The sequence below is a fragment of the Caulobacter sp. Root1472 genome, from assembly GCF_001426985.1.
Taxonomy (GTDB): Bacteria; Pseudomonadota; Alphaproteobacteria; order Caulobacterales; family Caulobacteraceae; genus Caulobacter; species Caulobacter rhizosphaerae.
In genome coordinates this window covers 41375-60266 of the sequence record NZ_LMFX01000051.1, presented here as the reverse complement: position 1 = coordinate 60266, position 18892 = coordinate 41375, and the positions used below count along the sequence as shown (strand labels likewise).

Sequence of the window (18892 nt, the reverse complement as noted above, 5' to 3'; positions counted from 1 at the left end):
TCAAGGTTTCCCACCCCAAGCCCCCAAGGATCGGCGATGACGCGAACAGCCGCCCACCTCATCGCCGAAACCCTGGAGGCGGCCGGCGTCAAGCGCGTCTACGGCGTGGCCGGCGACTCCCTCAACGGCTTCACCGACGCCCTGAGGGCGCGCGGAAAGATCGACTGGGTCCATGTGCGCCACGAGGAGGCCGCGGCCTTCGCCGCCGGGGCCGAGGCCCAGCTGACGGGCCAGGTCGCGGTCTGCGCCGGCAGCTGCGGCCCCGGCAACCTGCACCTGATCAACGGCCTGTTCGACGCCCAGCGCAGCGGCGCCCCCGTGCTGGCCATCGCCGCCCATATCCCCAGCACCGAGATCGGCATCGACTACTTCCAGGCCACCCACCCCGAGAGCCTGTTCAAGGACTGCAGCCACTATGTCGAGCTGGTCTCCCAGCCCGAGAACCTGCCGCAGGTGCTGGAGCGGGCCCTGCGCGTGGCCATCGCCCGCAAGGGCGTGGCGGTGGTGGTGATCTCGGGCGACGTGGCGCTGCGGCCGCTGGACGCGGCGCCGCCGACCTGGATCGCCCCGTCCCCGCCCCGGCTGGTCCCGCCGGAGCGCGACGTCGCCGCCCTGGCCGCCATCCTCAACGACTCCCAACGCATCACCCTGCTGTGCGGCGTCGGCTGCGCCGGCGCCCGCCAGCAGGTGCTGGCCCTGGCCGAGGCCCTGAAGGCCCCGATCGTCCACGCCCTGCGCGGCAAGGAAAGCCTCGAGCACGACAACCCCTACGACGTGGGCATGACCGGCTTCATCGGCTTCTCGTCGGGCTACGCGGCCATGAAGGCGTGCGAGACGCTGGTGATCCTGGGCTCGGGCTTTCCCTACCGCCAGTTCTATCCGGACAAGGCCAGGGTGGTGCAGGTCGACGCCAGTCCCGAGGCCCTGGGCAACCGTTGCCGCATCGAACTGGGCGTACTGGGCGACGTCGGCGAGACGCTGGACGCCCTGCTGCCCCGGCTGGCCGTCAAGACCGACCGCCGCTTCCTGGACAAGGCCCTCGCGCACTACGCCAAGGCCCGCGAAGGGCTGGACGCCCTGGCCGCGATCCCCCAAGGCGCCACGCAGATCCATCCGCAGCAGGTGTCGCGGGTGGTCAGCGACCTGGCGGCGCAGGACGCGATCTTCACCTGCGACGTCGGCACCCCCACCGTCTGGGCCGCGCGCTACCTGAAACTGAACGGCCGCCGGCGGCTGCTGGGCTCGTTCAACCACGGCTCGATGGCCAACGCGATGCTGCAGGCGATCGGCGCCCAGGCGGCGTTTCCGGACCGGCAGGTGGTGTCGATGTCCGGCGACGGCGGCTTCTCGATGATGATGGGCGACTTCATCAGCCTGTCGCAGTTGGGCCTGCCGGTGAAGGTGATCGTGCTCAACAACGGCACGCTGGGCTTCGTGGAGATGGAGATGAAGGCCGGCGGCTTCCTCGACACCGCCGTCGACCTGGTCAATCCCGACTTCGCCGCCATGGCCCAGGCCATGGGCGTCAAGGCCTTCCGCGTGGAGAGCCCGCAAGCCCTGGAGGCCGCGATCGCCGCGGCCTTCGCCCATCCCGGACCGGCCCTGGTGGACGTGGTCAGCGCCCGCCAGGAACTGGTCATGCCGCCCCGGATCGCCGCCCGCGAGGCCCACAACTTCGGGGTCTTCGCGCTGAAGGCGGTGCTGGACGGCCGGGCGGGCGAGTTGATCGACCTGGCCAAGGTCAACCTGCTGCGGTGACGGCCTCTTGACGGCGAGGGCCTTCGCCGTGCCCCCTGCGCCCCTGCCTGGGGGAGCCGCCATGATCGTCGTCCATCACCTGAACAACTCGCGCAGCCAGCGGGTGCTGTGGCTGCTGGAGGAACTGGGCGTCCCCTACGAGGTCAAGCGCTACCAGCGCGACGCCCAGACCATGCTGGCCCCGCCGGAGCTTTTGGCCGTCCATCCGCTGGGCAAGTCGCCGGTGGTCACCGACGGCGACAAGACGCTGGCCGAGACCGGGGCGATCGTCGAATATCTGGTCGAGACCTACGGCCAGGGCCGGCTGGTCCCCGCCGCCGGGACGCCCGAACGGCTGCGCTGGACCTACTGGCTGCACTACGCCGAGGGCTCGGCCATGACGCCGCTGCTGCTGAAGCTGGTGTTCACCGCCCTGCCGGCCCGCGCGCCGGGCCTGCTGAAGGGCCTGGTCAAGGCCATCGCCGCCAAGGCCCAGAGCGGCTTCGTCGACCCGCAGCTGAAGAGCCATATCGACTATTGGGAGGCCGAGTTGGCCAAGGCCGAATGGTTCGCCGGGCCGGACTTCACCGCCGCCGACATCATGATGAGCTTCCCGCTCGAGGCCGGCGCCGCCCGGGCCGGGGCGGCTTCGCGCCCGCACGTGAAGGCGTTCCTGGACCGCATCCACGCCCGCCCGGCCTATCGCCAGGCCCTGGAGCGCGGCGGGCCGTACGACTACGCGTGAGGATGTCGACGACGGGCGAAAACGGACATTGCTTCACCCCGGGAGAGCCTACATCGTGACGGCCTGATCAGCGCGGGAGGCGGTGTTGCAATTGGCGGCGATGGCGGGCGTGGCGGCGATGGCGACGACGTCCGTGGCTTGGGCTCAGGCCGAAATTCCGGTCTGCTCGGCGCCGTTCGACACGCTGCTCGGAAAACAGATCTTCGACGCCCAACCTGTCCCCGCGCCGACGACGGCGGCCAGGCCGACCGCGCCCATCGTCACCCACGGCAGGGCCAAACTCTACCGTACACTGCTGCGAGAACGGGCCAAGCAGGCGCCGAACTTTGCGGGCCACTACACGATCATTGAGATCGGCTGCGGGGCCGGCGCCCGTTGTCCGGCGATCGTCGACGCCCAGACGGGCAAGGTGTTCTTCCCGCCGGAACTGAGGGTCGCCGAAGCCTTGCTGATGGACGTCGGCGAGGCCGATTTCGAGACGCTGAACTATCGGCTCGACAGTCGCGTTCTCGTGGTCGTTGGAACGCCCAACGAGAACTTCGGGCGTGAAGGGATCTACTACTACGTCTGGCGTGACGACCAGCTCGCTCTGTTTCGCTTTCTTCCCGCGGCCAAGATCTGCGGACCCGGCTAGTCGCCCTGCAAAGGACATTCGGAACAAGCCATGCGCAAGCGCGCTTGATCCTCGTCGACAACGCGATCAAGCTTCACTTTACGGGCGGGTACTTGCTTATCGCCAGCGCGGCGCCTATCCTCTCAGCCCCCGGTCGTCCGCGCCAACGTCCGGGAGTCTTCCTCCCTTTGGGCGAACCGAGCTAAAATCCGCAATGGAAAAAGTGCCGATGACCGCCGGGGGTTACCAGACCCTCGACGAAGAACTGAAGCGTTTGAAGACCATCGAACGGCCGGCGGTGATCGCCGCGATTTCCGAGGCGCGCCAGCATGGCGACCTGTCGGAAAACGCCGAGTACCACGCGGCCAAGGAACGCCAGGGCTGGATCGAAGGCCGGATCGCCGAGATCGAGGACAAGATCGCCCGCGCCCAGGTCATCGACGTCTCGAAACTGTCGGGCACCCAGGTGAAGTTCGGCGCGACGGTCAGCGTCGTCGACGAGGACACCGAGGAAGAGGCCCGCTACCAGATCGTCGGCGACCACGAGGCCGACGTGAAGTCGGGCCGCATCTCGCTGAGCTCGCCGCTGTCGCGCGCCATGATCGGCAAGGAAGTCGGCGAGGTGGTCGAGGTCAACACGCCCGGCGGCGTGAAGGCCTACGAGATCCTCAAGGTCGAATGGGTCTAGCTTAAGCCCCATTCCGGGGACATTGCAGGCGACGCGCCGGCCGCTCAAGCTTGCCGGCGCGTCGCTTTGCTATGGCCGGGATCACCGACGTGGTTGAAAAGAAGACATCCGAGGCGACGGGGCCAAAGCCCGCCAGGGGTCGCAAGACCCCGGCCAACGCGGCCGCCGCGCCCCGGCCGGAATCGCGCCCCGGGGCCGCCGAGACGGCCGCGCCCGAGCCGACGCCTCCGCCCGCGCCCGAAACCCTCGCCCCCGAACTATCCTCCCGCGATCCGATCGTCATCTGGGCGATCTCGGACGGCCGGGCCGGAATCGAGGCCCAGGCCGTGGGCCTGGCCGAGGCCGTGGCCCGCCAGGTCCCGGCCCGCATCGTCGTCAAGCGCGTGGGCTGGAGCGGCCGGACCGGCCGCCTGCCCTGGTGGGCCAACTGGCTGCCGCGCCGCTGGCTGACGCCGGAGAGCGAGATCCAGCCCCCCTGGCCCGACCTGTGGGTCGCCGCCGGCCGCGCCACCCTGCCCCTGTCGATCCGCGCCAAGCGGTGGTCGGGCGGCAAGACCTATGTCGTCCAGATCCAGGACCCGCGTGTGCCGGCCCACATGTTCGACCTGGTCATCCCGCCCCGGCACGACCGCCTGTCGGGCGACAACGTCCTGCCGATCACCGGCTCGCCGCACCGGGTCACGGCCGAGCGGCTGGACAGCGAGTACGCCCGGTTCCGGGACCAGATCGACGCCCTGCCCCGGCCGCGCGTGGCGGTGCTGCTGGGCGGCAAGTCCCGGGCCTTCGACCTGTCCGCGGTGCGCGCCGCCGAGATGGCCCACCAGATCCAGCTGCCGCTGGAGCAGGAGGGCGGCAGCCTGCTGATGACCTTCTCGCGGCGCACGCCCGAGCCGGCCAAGGCCCTGCTGACCGCCCGCCTGCGCCACCTGCCGGGGATCATCTGGGACGGAACCGGGGCCAACCCCTATTTCGCCTTCCTGGCCGCGGCCGACTACATCCTGGTCACCGAGGACTCCACCAACATGGCCACCGAGGCGGCCTCGACGGGCAAGCCGGTGTTCATCCTGAAGATGGATGGGACCAGCCTGAAGTTTCGCCTGTTCCACCAGGAGCTGGAGAGCCTGGGCGCCGCTCGCCCCTATGGCGGGGCCTTCCACGGCTGGACCTACGCGCCCGTCGACGAGACAGCGCGCGCGGCGGCCGAGGTGGTGGCGCGGATGGACGCCCGGACGGCGGGCGCCGCGACCTGAGGTTCGTCGCCCTCGCCTCGTCTTCTCCAGCGTCGGCGCCGACCGCGTTGCGTCGCCTGGCCGGCCGGGCGATCATGCGGCCTCTCCCGTTCCGGAAAGCGCGTTCTTGATCCTCGCCGTCCTCCAGGCCCGCATGGGTTCCGAACGCCTGCCGGGCCGGCCGTCGATGCCGCTGGCCCGGGCGCCGCTGATCGTGCGCCAGATCGAGCGGATGGCCCGGGCCCGGCGCGTGGACAGGATCGTCGTCTCGACCACCACCGACCCGGCCGACGACGCCCTGGAGGCCGTGGTCCGGCGCGAGGCGATCGCCGTCCACCGCGGCCCGCCGCAGGACGAACTGGCCCGGCTGGCCGGGGCGCTGGAAGCTCACCCGGCCGACCACGTGGTGCGGATCGGCGACGACAGTCCGCTGGTCGACCCCGACCTGATCGACGCGACGATCGACCTGCACCTGTCCGAACAGGCCGACCACACCACCAATCGCTCGCCGGGGGCCGCCTTTCCGGCCGGCCAGGGGGTCGAGGTGATCACCGCCGACGGCCTGCGCCGCCTGGCCGCCGACAGCGCGGCCCTGCGGCTGCGGGCGGGCGACGCTCGGGAGGCGCCGCCGCCCGTCCGCTGGTCGTCCCTGGCCCTGCTGGCCCAGCCCGACCAGGGCGAGGTGCGCTGGGCGGTCGAGGGGCCGGCCGACTACGCCTTCGTCGCGGCGATTTATGACGTCCTGTACCCGGTCAACCGCGCCTTCACCTCGGCCGACGTGCAGCGGCTGCTGGAACAGCGGCCAGACCTGGCGAGCTTCGGCGGGGTGAGACGGCTGTGAGAATCAAGGGCCCGCTCTCCTCCCCCCGCATCCTGTTCGTCGCCGACGCCGGTCCCGCCGTGGGCGGCGGCCACGTGATGCGCAGCCTGACCCTGGCCCGGGCCCTGGCCGACGAGGGCGCGGCCTGCGCCTTCATCGCCACGCCCGCCGTGGCGACGGTGCTGGACGCGTTCGGCGCCGACGTGGCGCGGGTCGAGGCCGCCGCCGCCACGCCGGCCGACCTGGTCACGGCCGCGGCGCGCGCGGCCCAGGACGTCGACGCCGTGGTCATCGACCACTACGGCCTGTCCGCGCCCGATCACCGCGCCATCGCCGGCGACAGGCCCGTCCTGGTCATCGACGACCTGGCCGACCGGCCCCTGGCCGCCGACCTGGTTCTCGACTCCGGCCCGGCCCGGGCGGCGGCGGACTATGACGGCCTGCTCCCGCCGCACGCCGAGCTGCTGCTGGGCCCCAGCCACGCCCCGGTTCGCCCCGCCTTCGCCGCCCTGCGCCGCGAGGCCCTGGTCCGCCGCGCGAACGCGCCGCCGGTGCGGCGCATCCTGGTGTCGCTGGGCCTGACCGACGTGGGCGGGATCACCGGCCGGGTCGTGGACCTGATCCTGCCGCGCCTGAGGACGGGCGGGGCGGGCAAGGCCGTGCTTGACGTGGTTCTGGGGTCCGGCGCGTCCAGCCTGCCGGGCCTGCAGGCCCTGGCCGCCCGCGACCCCCGATTGGCCCTGCACGTCGACAGCCAGGACATGCCGCGCCTGACCCTGGAGGCGGACCTGGCCGTCGGGGCCGGCGGCTCCAGCAGCTGGGAGCGCTGCGTCCTGGCCCTGCCGACCCTGCTGCTGGTGCTGGCCGCCAACCAGGGCGAGGCCAGCCAGGCCCTGGCCGAGGCCGACGCCGTCCTGGTCCTGGACGTGGCCGAGCCAGGCTTCGAGGCGGCGTTCGCGACGGAGCTTTGCCGCCTGCTGGCGGACCCGGCGCTGCGCGACCGCCTGTCGTCCGCTTCGGCCGCCGTCTGCGACGGACGCGGGGCGGCGCGGGTCGCGGCGCACTTCCTGGACCTGATCGCGCGGCGTCAGGCTGGATAACGGCGTTCACCTGCTTCATCTTGGCCGTGACCAGGGGAGCGAAAGCATGAACGACCAGGCCAGCAGATCCGTCGTCGTCACCGGCGCCTCCACCGGGATCGGCTGGGCGGTGGCCCAGGTGCTGACCCAGCGCGGCTTCCATGTGTTCGGCAGCGTGCGCAAGGCCGCCGACGCCGAACGGCTGACCGCGGCCTTCGGCCCGGCCGTCACCCCGCTGATGTTCGACGTCACCGACGAGGTCGCCGTGCGCGCGGCCGCCGGCCAGGTCGAGACGGCGCTGGACGGGCGTCCGCTGGCCGGCCTGGTCAACAACGCCGGCATCGCCGTCGCCGGCCCGCTGCTGCACCTGCCGATCGACCAATGGCGCAGGCAGCTGGAGGTCAACCTGACGGGGGTGGTGATCGCCACCCAGGCCTTCGCGCCGCTAGTCGGGGCGCGCTTGCCGGTCGCTGGCCGGCCAGGGCGGCCAGGACGGATCGTCAACATCGGCTCGGTCGGCGGCCGCAACGCCAATCCCTTCATGGCTCCCTACTGCACCAGCAAGTTCGGGCTGGAGGGCCTGTCGGAATCCCTGCGCCGCGAGCTTTTGCCGTTCGGCGTCGACGTGGTGGTGATCGCCCCCGGCGCGGTGGCCACGCCGATCTGGGACAAGGCCGACGAAACCGACACCAGCGCCTATGCCGACACGGTCTACGGCCCCGCCCTGGAGCGGCTGCGCGCCTACATGCTGTCGATCGGCAAGTCGGGCCTGCCCGCCGAACGGATCGGCGAGGCGGTCCACACCGCCCTGACCGTCGCCCGGCCCAAGGTCCGCTACACGATCACGCCGCAACCGATGCAGATGCTGATGGCCGACCTCCTGCCCAAGCGGACGCTGGACCGGATCGTCGGCAAGCGGTTGGGTCTGCTGCCGGAATAGCCTGGCTCCCGCACGGGAGAGGCCGCCTACCCGACCATGTCCCAGGCCAGCGGCTCGCCCCGCTTCAGGGCGCGGGCGGCCGGGCGGCCCAGCACGGCGTCGTAGTCGGCCGGCGGCAAGCCGTTGCCCGGGCGCACCGAGCGGACGTTGGCCCGGGTCAGGGTCTCGCCGGCCGCCACGTCGGCGGTGACGTAGAGCGAGCGGCGGAACTGGCGGTTGCCGCGCTCGCTGCCCAGCAGGTCGTAGTTCACGCCGCCCAGGGCCTTCCAGGCGTTGCGGGTGTCGTCGCACAGGGCGCGGAACTCGGCCGGCTCCAGGCTGAAGGCCGCGTCGGGGCCGCCGTCGGCGCGGGCCAGGGTGAAGTGCTTCTCCACCGCGCAGGCGCCCAGCGACACCGCGGCGATGGCGGCCGCCGCCCCCGGCGTGTGGTCCGACAGGCCGATCGGGCAGCCGAACCGCTGGGCCATATCGACCACGGTGCGGACGTTGGCGTCCTCGAAGCTGGCCGGATAGCTGGACACGCAGTGCAGCAGCAGCACGCCCGCCGCGCCGGCTTCCAGGGCGGTGTCCAGGGCGGCCTGCATCTCGGCCAGGTTGGCCATGCCGGTCGAGATGATCAGCGGCTTGCCCTGGCGGGCGGCGTAGCGGATCAGCGGCAGGTCGACGGCCTCGAACGAGGCGATCTTGTAGGCGGGGGCGTCCAGGCCGGCCAGCAGGTCGACGGCGGTCTCGTCGAACGGGCTGGAGAAGATCGTCACGCCCCGCTTGGCGGCGCGCTCGAACAGGGCGCCGTGCCATTCGTAGGGGGTCTGGGCCTCCTGGTAGAGCTCATGCAGGCTGCGCCCGTCCCACAGGCCGCCGTGGATCCTGAATTCGGGCCGGTCGACGTCCAGGGTGATGGTGTCGGCGGTATAGGTCTGCAGCTTGATGGCGTCGCAGCCGGTGTCAGCGGCGGCGTCGACCATCTGCAGGGCCCGGTCCAGGCTGCCGTTGTGGTTCCCCGACAGCTCGCAGATCACGTAGGGCGGGTGGTCGGCGCCGATCTTGCGGCCGGCGATCTCGATGAAGGGGGCGGTCATGGACGGGCTCGTGGGGCTTTCGTCCATATTAACCCTGAAATCGTGGACGAGGCGTTGATCGCCTCATGGGGCTCAGGCCGGGTCAATGATCGAGTCTCCGATGGCGAAAGCCGACCCGTCGCGCTCCGGCGGAATCGGCCCTATATCTGTGCCCATGTCGACTCCCGAACCCCGCCACACCCGCTGCCTGATCATCGGATCCGGTCCCGCCGGCTACACCGCCGCCATCTACGCCGCCCGCGCGCTGCTGAAGCCCGTGCTGATCGCCGGCATCCAGCCGGGCGGCCAGCTGACGATCACCACCGACGTCGAGAACTATCCCGGCTTCGCCGACGTCATCCAGGGCCCCTGGCTGATGGACCAGATGAAGGCCCAGGCCGAGCACGTGGGCACCGAGTTCGTCAGCGACATCGTGCTGAGCGCGGACCTGTCCAAGCGCCCGTTCCACCTCAAGACCGACAGCGGCCAGGAGTGGTTCGCCGAGACCCTGATCATCGCCACCGGCGCCCAGGCCAAGTGGCTGGGCCTGGAGAGCGAGAGCCGGTTCCAGGGCTTTGGCGTGTCGGCCTGCGCCACCTGCGACGGCTTCTTCTATCGCAACAAGGAGGTGGTCGTGGTCGGCGGCGGCAACACCGCCGTGGAAGAGGCTCTGTTCCTGACCAGCTTCGCCAGCAAGGTCACCCTGGTGCACCGCAAGGACGAACTGCGGGCCGAGATGATCCTGCAGGAGCGCCTGCTGGCCCATCCCAAGATCGAGGTGATCTGGGACAGCGCCATCGACGAGGTGCTGGGCGACACCGATCCGATGGGCGTCACCGGCGTGCGGCTGAAGAACGTCAAGACCGGCCAGACCCAGACCGTCAAATGCGACGGCGTGTTCATCGCCATCGGCCACGCCCCGTCGTCGGAGCTGTTCAAGGATCAGCTGGAAACCCACGCCGGCGGCTATCTGAGCGTCAAGCCGGGCACGACATCGACCGCCGTGGCCGGCGTCTACGCGGCCGGCGACGTCACCGACGACATCTACCGCCAGGCGGTCACCGCCGCCGGCATGGGCTGCATGGCCGCCCTGGAAGCCGTGCGCTTCCTGGCCGAGGAAGACCACAAGAAGGCCCATCACCCGATCAGCCATCACGAGGCCGAGAAGATCGGGGTCTGGTAGGCGCGAGATTGGGGACAGGCGCATGCGCCTGTCCCCGCCCGTGTCCCCTTAATCCAGCCGGTTGACCAGGCTCGGCGGCCGGGCCTTCGGCTTGGGGGGCGGCGGCGGAGGCGGCGGGGCGGCTTCGACGGGCTTGACCGTGGCGTCGACCGGCGGCGCCTCCAGCACGCCCAGGGCCTTGTTGATCCTGTCGATCTCTTCCGGCGTCGGCAGGCGGCGGCCGCCGCGCATGGCCGCGGCCGGGTCGCCGGTCATCGGCGGCAGGATCTCGACCACGCCCTCGGGGCTGACGATCTTGGCCGACTCGCCGGTGGCCACGGGGACCAGCGCCTCGCGGCCCGTCGCAACGGCGGCCAGGGAGCCGGGCGGGGCCGCCTCCAAGGTGCGAGGGTCGGCGCCCATCAGGATGTCGGCCGACACCGTCTCGTCGCCCGAATAGCGGCCTCGGAAGGCCGCCTGCGTGCCCGACGGCCCCGTCCAGCGATAGAAGACGTGCGTGCCGATGGTGCGCAGCTTGACCAGGGTCGGCGCCCAGTACGGATAGACGTAGGCGGCGTGGTAGTGGGTGGCGGCGCCGACGTCCTTCATCACGTGGCCGGCCAGGGCCTGCCTGGCGACAATCTCGGCGTTGGTCCAGACCACGGGACTGATCGGCCGCTGCAGCGAGCCGTCGCAGGTGAAGCTGAACTGGCAGCCCGTGCCGCGCGCCGCGCCTTCGTAGACGACGCCGCAGATCGACTTGGGATAGCCGGGGTGGCGCACCCGGTTGATCACCGTCTGGGCCACCGCCCGCTGGCCCTCGATCGGCTCGAAGCCGGCCTCGAAATAGACCGCCTGGGTCATGCACAGCAGGGCCTTGTCGCGCTGGTCCTTGGCGCCGGTCAGCATGAACGGCCGCGACGGCTCCACGGCCAGGGGCGAGGCCGCCTTGAGGCCGTTGATGATCCGCGCCTCCTCGAAGTCCGGGTCGCGGTCGCCCAGGCGCGGGATCAGGTGAAGGTCCAGCTTCTCCCAGCCCTGCACCCGACCCCAGTAGTCCTTGTGCGGCCGGGGGTCGTGCCGGCGGGCCAGGGCCAGCATGGCCGGATCCATGTCGGCCGCGTAGCGCGCCAGTCCGGCGTCCGACAGCGATCCGGCGATGGTCGTCAGAGCGGCCGCCCGGCCCGACCCGGCGGGAACGCGCCCGACCGCGCACGCGGAAAGGCCGCCGAGGACGACGAGCGCCCCGACGGCCTTGACCATCGACTGTCGATCTAGTTCGGGCACGAAGGCTCCAGGGCGATCACTTTCCGCCGAGCGTGGAGCGGATCATCCAGGCGTGCTTCTCGTGGGCCGCCAGGCGCTGGGTATAGAGGTCGGCGGTGGCCTCGTCGCCGGCGTCGTCGGCGGCCTTGAACGCATCGCGCAGGGTGGCGATCACCGTCTCGTTGTCGGCCAGCAGCTCCTGGAACATGCCCTCCCACTCCTTCTCGGCGTCGCCGTCCTTGATGCTGGACAGGTTGCCGAACGCTCCGTAGCCCATCGGCGCCAGTTCGCCCAGGGCGCGGATGCGCTCGGCGATGGCGTCCAGGGCCGTCCACTGCTCGGTGTACTGGCCTTCCAGCAGCACGTGCAGGGCCTGGAAGTTGGGGCCGCGCACGTTCCAGTGATAGCCATGGGTCTTCAGATACAGCGCATAGCTGTCCGCCAGAACCTTGTTCAATCCCGCCACGACGTCGGCGCGTTGTTTCGCGGTGAAGCCGGTGTTCAGGTTCGCGGCCATCGTGATCTCCCGTGTTGCGTGTCCTAGGTAAGCGTGTCCATGCTTCAGGCAAGCGGTTATGTACGAGCCCCATGAAGATTGAAGATCCCCACGCAAAAGCCGGTGGGCGCGCTTGGCCTGACACGGTAAGCGCGTGGCTCATTCCGGGGATCCCGCCGCCGGCCTGGCGGGCCGTCCTGGTGACGGTCGCCGCGATCCTGGCGGCGATGGGCCTGAGAATCGCCCTGCTGGGCCTGACCGCCGGAGTCGGGGCGACCCAGACCTTCTTCCCCGCCATGATCCTGGTCACGCTCTACGCCGGCTGGCGGTGGGGACTGGCGCCGATCGCGGCGGGCCTGGTCTTCGCCGGCTGGCTGCTCGGCGCCTTCCGGGGCGAGGCCATGAACCGCAGCCAGATCGCCACCCTGGTGCTGTTCGTGATCTCGTCGCTGATCACCACCGCCGTGGCCGCCGGCTTGCGCGCCAGCATGCTCAAGCTGGCCGAGGCGCGCCGGCGACAGTCCGAGGCCGAGTCCCGCCTGCAGGTCACCCAGACCTCGGCCGGGGTCGGCCCGTGGGAGTGGGACATCCGCAACAACATCCTGGACCTGTCGCTGACCGCGCGCCGCAACCTGGGCCTGCCGCTCGAGGGACCGCTCGACCTGGACCGGCTGGTCGAGGTGATCCATCCCGACGACCGCGCACGGGTCCAGGCCACGCTGCGCGACGCGGTGAAGGGCGGTCACTACGAGGTGGAATACCGGCTGGCGCGCCATCCGGACGGCGAACGCTGGATCCACGGCCGCGGCGAGGTGATCCGCGACGAGGCGGGCCGCGGCGTGCGCATGCTGGGGGTCAATTTCGAAGTCACCCAGCGCCGCCGAGCCGAGGAGAGCCTGCGCGAGAGCGAGGCCCGCTTCCGCGCCCTGGCCGACAGCGCCCCGGCGCTGATGTGGATCAGCGGCGACGACGGCGTGCGGATCTTCGTCAACGCCGCCTATGTCGAGTTCGCGGGCGTGACCTATGAGGAGGCCCTGGTGCTGGACTGGCGCTCGCGCCTGCACGCCGACGACCTGCCGGCCATTCTCAAGGCCCAGATCGCCGGCGAGGCCTCGCGCCGGCCGTTCAGCCTGCAGGGCCGCTACCGCCGGGCCGACGGCCAGATGCGCTGGCTCAAGTCGTTCTCGCAGCCGCGCCTGGGGCCGGGCGGCGAGTTCATCGGCTTCATCGGCATCGCCTTCGACGTCACCGAGGCCAAGGAGGCCGAGGCAAAGCTGACGGGCCTGAACGAGCTGCTGGCCGACCGCGTGCAGGAGGCCCTGGCCGAGCGCGACGCCGCCCAGGCCGCCCTGACCCAGTCGCAGAAGCTGGAGGCGATCGGCCAGCTGACCGGCGGGGTGGCCCACGACTTCAACAACCTGCTGACCGTGATCATCGGCGCGCTGGACGTGCTGCAGCGCAATCCCGACGACGACAAGCGGCGCGGGCGCATGCTGGAGGCCGCCCAGTCGGCGGCCCGGCGCGGCGAGAAGCTGACCCAGCACCTGTTGGCCTTCGCCCGCCGCCAGCCGCTGAACCCCGAGATCTGCCGCATCGACACGATGATCGCCGACAGCGAGAGCCTGCTGCGCCGCGCGGTCGGGGAAGGCGTCGACCTGGTCCTGGACCTGAAGGCCGGCGGCCGCACCACCCTGACCGATTCCGGCCAGTTCGAGGCCGCCCTGCTGAACCTGGTGGTCAACGCCCGCGACGCCACCCCGCCCGGCGGCCGCATCACCATCGCCTCGCAGGGCGTGGACCTGACCGAGCCGGAAAGCGAGCTGCCGGCCGGCCGCTATCTGCGCGTGGCCGTGCGCGACACCGGGGCGGGTATGGAGGCCGAGACCCTGGAGCGCGCCTTCGAGCCCTTCTACACCACCAAGCCGGTCGGCAAGGGCACGGGCCTGGGCCTGTCGCAGGTCTATGGCTTCGTGCGCCAGAGTGGCGGCGAGGTCAGCATCGAGTCCGAACTGGGCGTCGGCACGAGCGTGGCCATGATGCTGCCGGTGCGCGAAGCCTTTTCGCCGGTCGAGGTGCGGGCCGTCCAGCCGCCGGCCACCCGCGCCACCTCCCACGTGCTGCTGGTCGAGGACGACGCCGAGGTGGGCGACCTGATCGCGGCGATGATCGACGAGCTGGGCCACATGGTCAGCCGCGCCGCCACCGCCGACGAGGCCCTGGCCATCGCCCGAACCGACCCGACCGTGGCCCTGGTGATCACCGACGTGATCATGCCGGGCGGCAAGAGTGGGGTCGACTTGGCCGTGACCCTGTCGCACGAGCGGCCCGAGCTGCCGATCCTGCTCAGCTCCGGCTACACCGGCCAGGAACTGGTCCGCGCCCACGAGACCCCCTGGCCCCTGCTGCGCAAGCCCTACGCCCTGGACGCCCTGGCCCAGGCCATGGCCGACGCCTGGGACCGCCACGCGCCGGCCAAGTCGGTGAGGAAGGGCGGAAAGGCGAAGGGGTAGGCAGCGCCCTCTCGGCGGCATCCAGGCCGCGACACGCTCCGCTTGGGGTTGCGCACGATCGGCGGCGCGCTAAGCTGCGCCGTTCGGGGGATTGCAATGATTGTAAAAGCGTTAGCCATGGCGGCTGTCACCGCCACGGCGAGTGCCGTCGTCGCCGCGCCGGCGTCGGTCCGGGCGGCGGCGAATCACACGGCGCCGGCGGAAGGCCGTACGGTGCTCTACGGCGCACCCGCCCCCTGGGTGAAGCCGGCCGAGGCGCCGCCCGCGCCAACGGCCACGCCGGGCGCGGCCTACGTCTATCAGCTGATCGACCAGCAGGTCCGCATAAGCGCCGACGGCGACGAAACCTATACTGACGTGGTCTTCAAGATCCTGACCGAGGAGGGGCTCGCGGCGGGCTCGCTCAAGCTGGATTGGGACCCCGCCTCCGAGATCATAACCGTCCATCGCCTGGTCATCCTGCGTGATGGCGAGGCGATCGACGTTCTCAAGTCCGACAAGTTCGAGATCCTGCGCCGCGAAACCAATCTGGAATCGGCGATGCTGGACGGACGCCTGACAGCCGCCCTCCAGGTCAAGGGGCTGCGGGTCGGCGACTCGCTGGCCTTCACCATCTCCCGCCGCTACCGCGATCCCGTCCCCGGCGCGCGCAGCGAATGGCGCTCGTCCGTGGACCACGCCGGCGTCGCGCCGCGGGTTCGGATTCGCGCGCTGTGGACCAAGGACCGGCCGATGCGCTGGCTCAAGGGCTCGGACCTGCCCGCGCCAGTGGTCAGCGAGACGGAAGCCGGCGGCGAACTGCTGCTGGACCTCAAGGACATCAAGGCCCCTCAAGCGCCCACCGGCGCGCCGATGCGCTACGCCTATATCGACCAGTTGTCGTTGAGCGGCTTCGAGACCTGGGGCCAGGTGTCCAGCCTGATGGCGCCGTACTACGCCCGGGCCGCGACGCTGGAAGCGGGTTCGCCATTGAAGGCCGAGGCGGACAAGATCAAGGCGGCCAGCGCGGACCCCGCCGTACGCGCGGCCCTGGCTCTGAAGCTGGTGCAATCGCAGGTGCGCTACGTCTTCGTCGGCCTGGACGGCGGTGGTCGCAAGCCCTCGGCCGCCGACGAGACCTGGCGTCACCGCTTTGGAGACTGCAAGGGCAAGACCGCCCTGCTGCTGGCCCTCCTCAGCCAGTTGGACATCCCGGCCGAGGCGGCGCTGGTCAATTCCAGCGGCCAGGGCGACGGCCTCGACCAGCGTCTGCCCGGGCAGGACATGTTCGATCACGTCCTCGTCCGCGCGACGGTCAATGGCCAGACCTACTGGCTGGATGGCACGCGGTCGGGCGACGAGAACATCGCCAATCTCGACGTGCCGCCCTTCCGCTGGGCCCTGCCCCTGCGTGCGAACGGCGCGGACCTGGAGAAGATGGAACCCCGCCCCCTCCTCAGACCCTACAGCGAGACGGTCATGCGGGTGGACGCCTCGGCGGGCGCCGATGTCCCGGCGGAGGTCACCATCCAGGCGATCCAGCGCGGCGACCAGGCGATCGAGACCAACCGGCAAATCTCCAGCCAGCCGCGCGACGAAGTGGTTCGCGCCAGCCTGCGATCCTGGAGCGAGCAGATCAGCTGGGTCGACTTCACCGATATCGACTGGACCTATGACGCCAACGCCGCCCTGTTCGTCGCCAACCTGCGCGGCAAGGGCAAGATCCACTGGTGGCCCGTCGCGGGCGGCCTGCGCCAGTGGGACTTGGACGGCGCCGCCCTGACCTACACCAGCTTCCAGCGCGACAGCGCGATGGACACCAAGGCGCCCTATGGCGTGGCCTATCCGTCCTTCGGTCGCTGGGTGACCGCGGTCATCCTTCCCGACGGCGGCGAGGGATATCAGACCAACGGCCGCTCGCTGAACGAGGTGGTCGGCGGGGCAAAGGTGCTGCGCGCCTATGACCAGTCACACGGTCGGGTGACGGTGATCCGCAGCCTGCGCACCGTCGCCAGCGAAATCTCGGCCGAGGACGCCAAGGTCTCGACGCTGCGGGCGCGGGAAGGCGTCGGCGTGGTGGCCATCCGCGCCATCGACAAGGACTCCAAGGAGGCGCCGAAGGTCGCGCCCCAGCCGGTCGACCGGGGACCTCTGTCGGCGGGTTATGACGCCTGGGCCAACGACCGCCAGGATCTCGCGTCGCGCCTGTTCCAGAAGGCGCGGGACGCCCAGCCGACCGAGGACGCGGCGTGGAGCGCGCTGGTCAATCTGGCGGTCTCGCGCAAGGACTACGCCGGGGCCCTGAAGCTCTGCGATCAGGCCGCGCGCAAAAGCGCCTCGCCGCAGCAGGTCTGGCAGGCCAACCGCGCCGGCGTCCTGATCGCGGCGGACCGGGCCGAAGAGGCCGTCGCCGAACTCGAGAAGGCTCTGTCGGCCAAGCCCGACGACAAGAACCTGCTGCTGATCCTGGCCCGTGCGCATGGCCACCTGAAGAAGATGGACCTGGCGCGAAAGGACCTTGATCGAGGCTTGGCCGCGGCGCCGACCGACACCGAGCTTCAACGTGCGCGAGGCTGGGCGGCCTTGGAAGCCAAGGACTATGACGACGCCGTAGCCCGCTTCGAGGCGCTGGTGGCGGCGGAGCCCGACAACATCTACCGGCTGATGAACCTTTCTCACGCCTACCAGATGGCCAAACGGCCGGAGGCGGCGCTTCGCGAAGCCGACGAGGCCCTGCGCATCGATCCGTTCGACACGGACGCCCTGACCTGGCGGGCCGAGTTGCTCCAGCGGCAGAAGCGGTTCGACCTGGCGCTGGCCGACGCCGAGACGATCGTGACGTTGCGCCCGGACATCGCCTCGTCGTGGAATTCGCGCTGCTGGGCGCGCGCCGTCGCGGGGGTGGAATTGGACAAGGCCTTGGCCGACTGCAACGCCTCCCTGAAGCTGCGGCCGCGCAGCGCGTCGATCCTGGACAGTCGGGCGCTTACCCAGTTGCGTCGGGGTGAACTGAAGGCCGCCCTAGCCGACTACGACGCCGCGCTCGCCGTCGAGCCCAAGCAGGCCGCTTCGCTGTACGGCCGCGGATTGGTCAAGCAGAAGCTCGGCGACAGGACGGGCGGCCAGGCCGATCTGCAAGCCGCCGTCGCCCTGGAGCCGGAGGTCGCCGAACGCTTCGAGAGCTATGGCCTCAAGGCGGGCTGAACCCGCCTGGGCCGGAGCGGATCGCCGAGGACGAACTCCGCCCCTCGCGCCCGCCGAACACGGATTTTCTCGGCCGCCCTTTGCAAGCCGCCGCGGAAGGTCTATATGTGATCCATCCCTTTTGCTCAAATTCAGCATAAGGGGCGACGCCGAGGCGGGGAAACCCTCCGTTTCCGGCGTTTTTTGAGGCCCTTGAAATGCTCACATTGAGCATAAGTGAGGTTCACATGGCTGACGGTTTCGTGGCGGACGGTTTCGCGCCCCTCGCCTTCACCCCCGATGTCGAGGCCCAGACCGCGGCGATGTGGGACAAGGTCAAGCACCATGTGACCCCGCTCGAATGGCGGGCGCACGCGCCGCTGATCGCCGAGATCAACCGGCTGAAGCGCGAGAAGAACGCCGTCATCCTGGCCCACAACTACATGACGCCCGAGATCTTCCACGGCGTGGGCGACTTCGTGGGCGACAGCCTGGCCCTGGCCCGCGAGGCCGCCAAGTGCGACGCGGCCGTGATCGTCCAGGCCGGCGTCCACTTCATGGCCGAGACCAGCAAGGTGCTGGCCCCGGAGAAGCGCGTGCTGATCCCCGACCTGCGGGCCGGCTGCAGCCTGGCCTCCTCGATCACCGGCGCAGACGTGCGGCTGATCAAGCAGCGCCACCCGGGCGTGCCGGTGGTCACCTATGTCAACACCACCGCCGACGTGAAGGCCGAGACCGACATCTGCTGCACCAGCGCCAACGCCGTGCAGGTGGTGGAGTGGGCCGCGCGCGAATGGGGCGTCGACAAGGTGATCCTGATCCCCGACGAGTTCCTGGCCCGCAACGTCGCCCGCCAGACCGCGGTGAAGATCATCGCCTGGGCCGGCCGCTGCGAGGTGCACGAGCGCTTCACCGCCCAGGACATCGCCGACATGCGCTTCGCCTGGCCCGAGGCCGAGATCCTGGCCCACCCCGAGTGCCCGGCCGAGATCCTGGAAGCGGCCGACTTCGCCGGCTCGACGGCGGCGATGAACGACTATGTGGCGCTGCGCAAGCCCAAGCAGGTGGTGCTGATCACCGAGTGTTCGATGGCCTCCAACGTCCAGGCCGAAAGCCCGGGCACCCAGTTCATCGGCCCCTGCAACCTGTGCCCGCACATGAAGCGGATCAGCCTGCGGAACATCTACGACGCCCTGGTCCACGACCAGTACGAGGTGACGGTCGATCCCGGCGTCCAGGTCCGCGCCAAGCTGGCCGTCCAGCGGATGATCGACCTGCCGCCGCCGCTGGTTCCGGCGCGGTACGACCTGGTCAAGGCCAAGCACCACGTGGACGTGGAGCTGATCTAAGACCGCCGCGTCGACGCCCTCGTCCTTCGACAAGCTCA

Annotated in this window: 15 protein-coding genes; 12 read left to right on the top strand and 3 right to left on the bottom strand. The window is 70.5% G+C overall.

Going from position 1 to position 18892, the window contains the following annotated elements; genetic code table 11:
- Nucleotides 1-36 precede the first annotated feature (36 nt).
- From poxB to ASD47_RS24745, 8 genes are all read left to right on the top strand, one after another.
- Nucleotides 37-1758: a ubiquinone-dependent pyruvate dehydrogenase gene (poxB, locus tag ASD47_RS24780; RefSeq protein WP_056762478.1), complete on the top strand. Its 1722-nt coding sequence runs from the start codon at nucleotides 37-39 to the stop codon at nucleotides 1756-1758.
- Nucleotides 1759-1819: 61 nt separating this feature from the next.
- Nucleotides 1820-2482, top strand: coding sequence for a glutathione S-transferase family protein (locus ASD47_RS24775; RefSeq protein WP_056762477.1), 663 nt, complete (start codon nucleotides 1820-1822; stop codon nucleotides 2480-2482).
- 85 nt (nucleotides 2483-2567) lie between these two features.
- A complete protein-coding gene (locus ASD47_RS24770) occupies nucleotides 2568-3116 on the top strand; it encodes a hypothetical protein (protein WP_156402423.1) in 549 nt (182 codons plus the stop codon).
- A 193-nt stretch (nucleotides 3117-3309) separates the two neighbouring features.
- The gene (gene greA, locus ASD47_RS24765; RefSeq protein WP_056762473.1) at nucleotides 3310-3783 is read left to right on the top strand and encodes a transcription elongation factor GreA; all 474 of its coding nucleotides are present in this window, start codon (nucleotides 3310-3312) and stop codon (nucleotides 3781-3783) included.
- Between the two features lie 71 nt (nucleotides 3784-3854).
- The gene (locus tag ASD47_RS24760) at nucleotides 3855-5033 is read left to right on the top strand and encodes a mitochondrial fission ELM1 family protein (protein WP_235526206.1); all 1179 of its coding nucleotides are present in this window, start codon (nucleotides 3855-3857) and stop codon (nucleotides 5031-5033) included.
- 106 nt (nucleotides 5034-5139) lie between these two features.
- On the top strand, nucleotides 5140-5853 hold the full coding sequence (locus tag ASD47_RS24755) for a cytidylyltransferase domain-containing protein (RefSeq protein ID WP_056762471.1): 714 nt from the start codon (nucleotides 5140-5142) through the stop codon (nucleotides 5851-5853).
- The gene (pseG, locus tag ASD47_RS24750; protein WP_255355549.1) at nucleotides 5850-6932 is read left to right on the top strand and encodes a UDP-2,4-diacetamido-2,4,6-trideoxy-beta-L-altropyranose hydrolase; all 1083 of its coding nucleotides are present in this window, start codon (nucleotides 5850-5852) and stop codon (nucleotides 6930-6932) included. The genes ASD47_RS24755 and pseG overlap by 4 nt, the downstream gene beginning before the upstream one ends.
- A 46-nt stretch (nucleotides 6933-6978) precedes the next feature.
- Nucleotides 6979-7851 carry an SDR family NAD(P)-dependent oxidoreductase gene (locus ASD47_RS24745; protein ID WP_056762469.1) on the top strand — a complete coding sequence of 291 codons (873 nt, stop codon included), beginning with the start codon at nucleotides 6979-6981 and terminating at the stop codon, nucleotides 7849-7851.
- 26 nt (nucleotides 7852-7877) lie between these two features.
- On the opposite strand, the gene pseI is transcribed toward ASD47_RS24745, so the two are convergent.
- Complete coding sequence (gene pseI, locus ASD47_RS24740) at nucleotides 7878-8930, bottom strand: pseudaminic acid synthase (protein ID WP_056762468.1); 1053 nt, start codon at nucleotides 8928-8930, stop codon at nucleotides 7878-7880.
- A gap of 154 nt (nucleotides 8931-9084) precedes the next feature.
- Between pseI and trxB the strand changes: the two genes are divergently transcribed.
- Entirely contained in the window at nucleotides 9085-10092 is a 1008-nt protein-coding gene (trxB, locus tag ASD47_RS24735; protein ID WP_056762466.1) for a thioredoxin-disulfide reductase, read from the top strand.
- A gap of 48 nt (nucleotides 10093-10140) precedes the next feature.
- Here trxB and ASD47_RS24730 read toward each other — a convergent pair whose 3' ends face one another.
- Together ASD47_RS24730 and ASD47_RS24725 are read right to left on the bottom strand one after the other, a co-directional pair.
- Nucleotides 10141-11358 (bottom strand): cell wall hydrolase, encoded by a 1218-nt coding sequence (locus ASD47_RS24730; RefSeq protein WP_310029518.1) that lies wholly within the window; start codon nucleotides 11356-11358, stop codon nucleotides 10141-10143.
- Nucleotides 11359-11374: 16 nt separating this feature from the next.
- Complete coding sequence (locus ASD47_RS24725; RefSeq protein WP_056762463.1) at nucleotides 11375-11854, bottom strand: Dps family protein; 480 nt, start codon at nucleotides 11852-11854, stop codon at nucleotides 11375-11377.
- A gap of 179 nt (nucleotides 11855-12033) precedes the next feature.
- Between ASD47_RS24725 and ASD47_RS24720 the strand changes: the two genes are divergently transcribed.
- The 3 genes from ASD47_RS24720 to nadA all read left to right on the top strand — a co-directional run bounded on the left by ASD47_RS24720 (nucleotide 12034) and on the right by nadA (nucleotide 18854).
- Nucleotides 12034-14343, top strand: a complete 2310-nt coding sequence (locus tag ASD47_RS24720) for a PAS domain-containing sensor histidine kinase (RefSeq protein ID WP_310029520.1) — start codon at nucleotides 12034-12036, stop codon at nucleotides 14341-14343.
- Between the two features lie 117 nt (nucleotides 14344-14460).
- On the top strand, nucleotides 14461-17526 hold the full coding sequence (locus ASD47_RS24715) for a DUF3857 domain-containing protein (RefSeq protein ID WP_056762460.1): 3066 nt from the start codon (nucleotides 14461-14463) through the stop codon (nucleotides 17524-17526).
- Nucleotides 17527-17768: 242 nt separating this feature from the next.
- Entirely contained in the window at nucleotides 17769-18854 is a 1086-nt protein-coding gene (nadA, locus tag ASD47_RS24710) for a quinolinate synthase NadA (RefSeq protein WP_369800357.1), read from the top strand.
- Nucleotides 18855-18892: the final 38 nt, after the last annotated feature.

What these genes read in the sequence shown, in the direction of transcription:
- poxB (WP_056762478.1), top strand. Translation starts at nt 37, where the DNA reads ATGACGCGAACAGCCGCCCACCTCATCGCCGAAACCCTGGAGGCGGCC.
- ASD47_RS24775 (WP_056762477.1), top strand. Translation starts at nt 1,820, where the DNA reads ATGATCGTCGTCCATCACCTGAACAACTCGCGCAGCCAGCGGGTGCTG.
- greA (WP_056762473.1), top strand. Translation starts at nt 3,310, where the DNA reads ATGGAAAAAGTGCCGATGACCGCCGGGGGTTACCAGACCCTCGACGAA.
- ASD47_RS24760 (WP_235526206.1), top strand. Translation starts at nt 3,855, where the DNA reads ATGGCCGGGATCACCGACGTGGTTGAAAAGAAGACATCCGAGGCGACG.
- ASD47_RS24745 (WP_056762469.1), top strand. Translation starts at nt 6,979, where the DNA reads ATGAACGACCAGGCCAGCAGATCCGTCGTCGTCACCGGCGCCTCCACC.
- pseI (WP_056762468.1), bottom strand. Translation starts at nt 8,930, where the DNA reads ATGACCGCCCCCTTCATCGAGATCGCCGGCCGCAAGATCGGCGCCGAC.
- trxB (WP_056762466.1), top strand. Translation starts at nt 9,085, where the DNA reads ATGTCGACTCCCGAACCCCGCCACACCCGCTGCCTGATCATCGGATCC.
- ASD47_RS24725 (WP_056762463.1), bottom strand. Translation starts at nt 11,854, where the DNA reads ATGGCCGCGAACCTGAACACCGGCTTCACCGCGAAACAACGCGCCGAC.
- ASD47_RS24715 (WP_056762460.1), top strand. Translation starts at nt 14,461, where the DNA reads ATGGCGGCTGTCACCGCCACGGCGAGTGCCGTCGTCGCCGCGCCGGCG.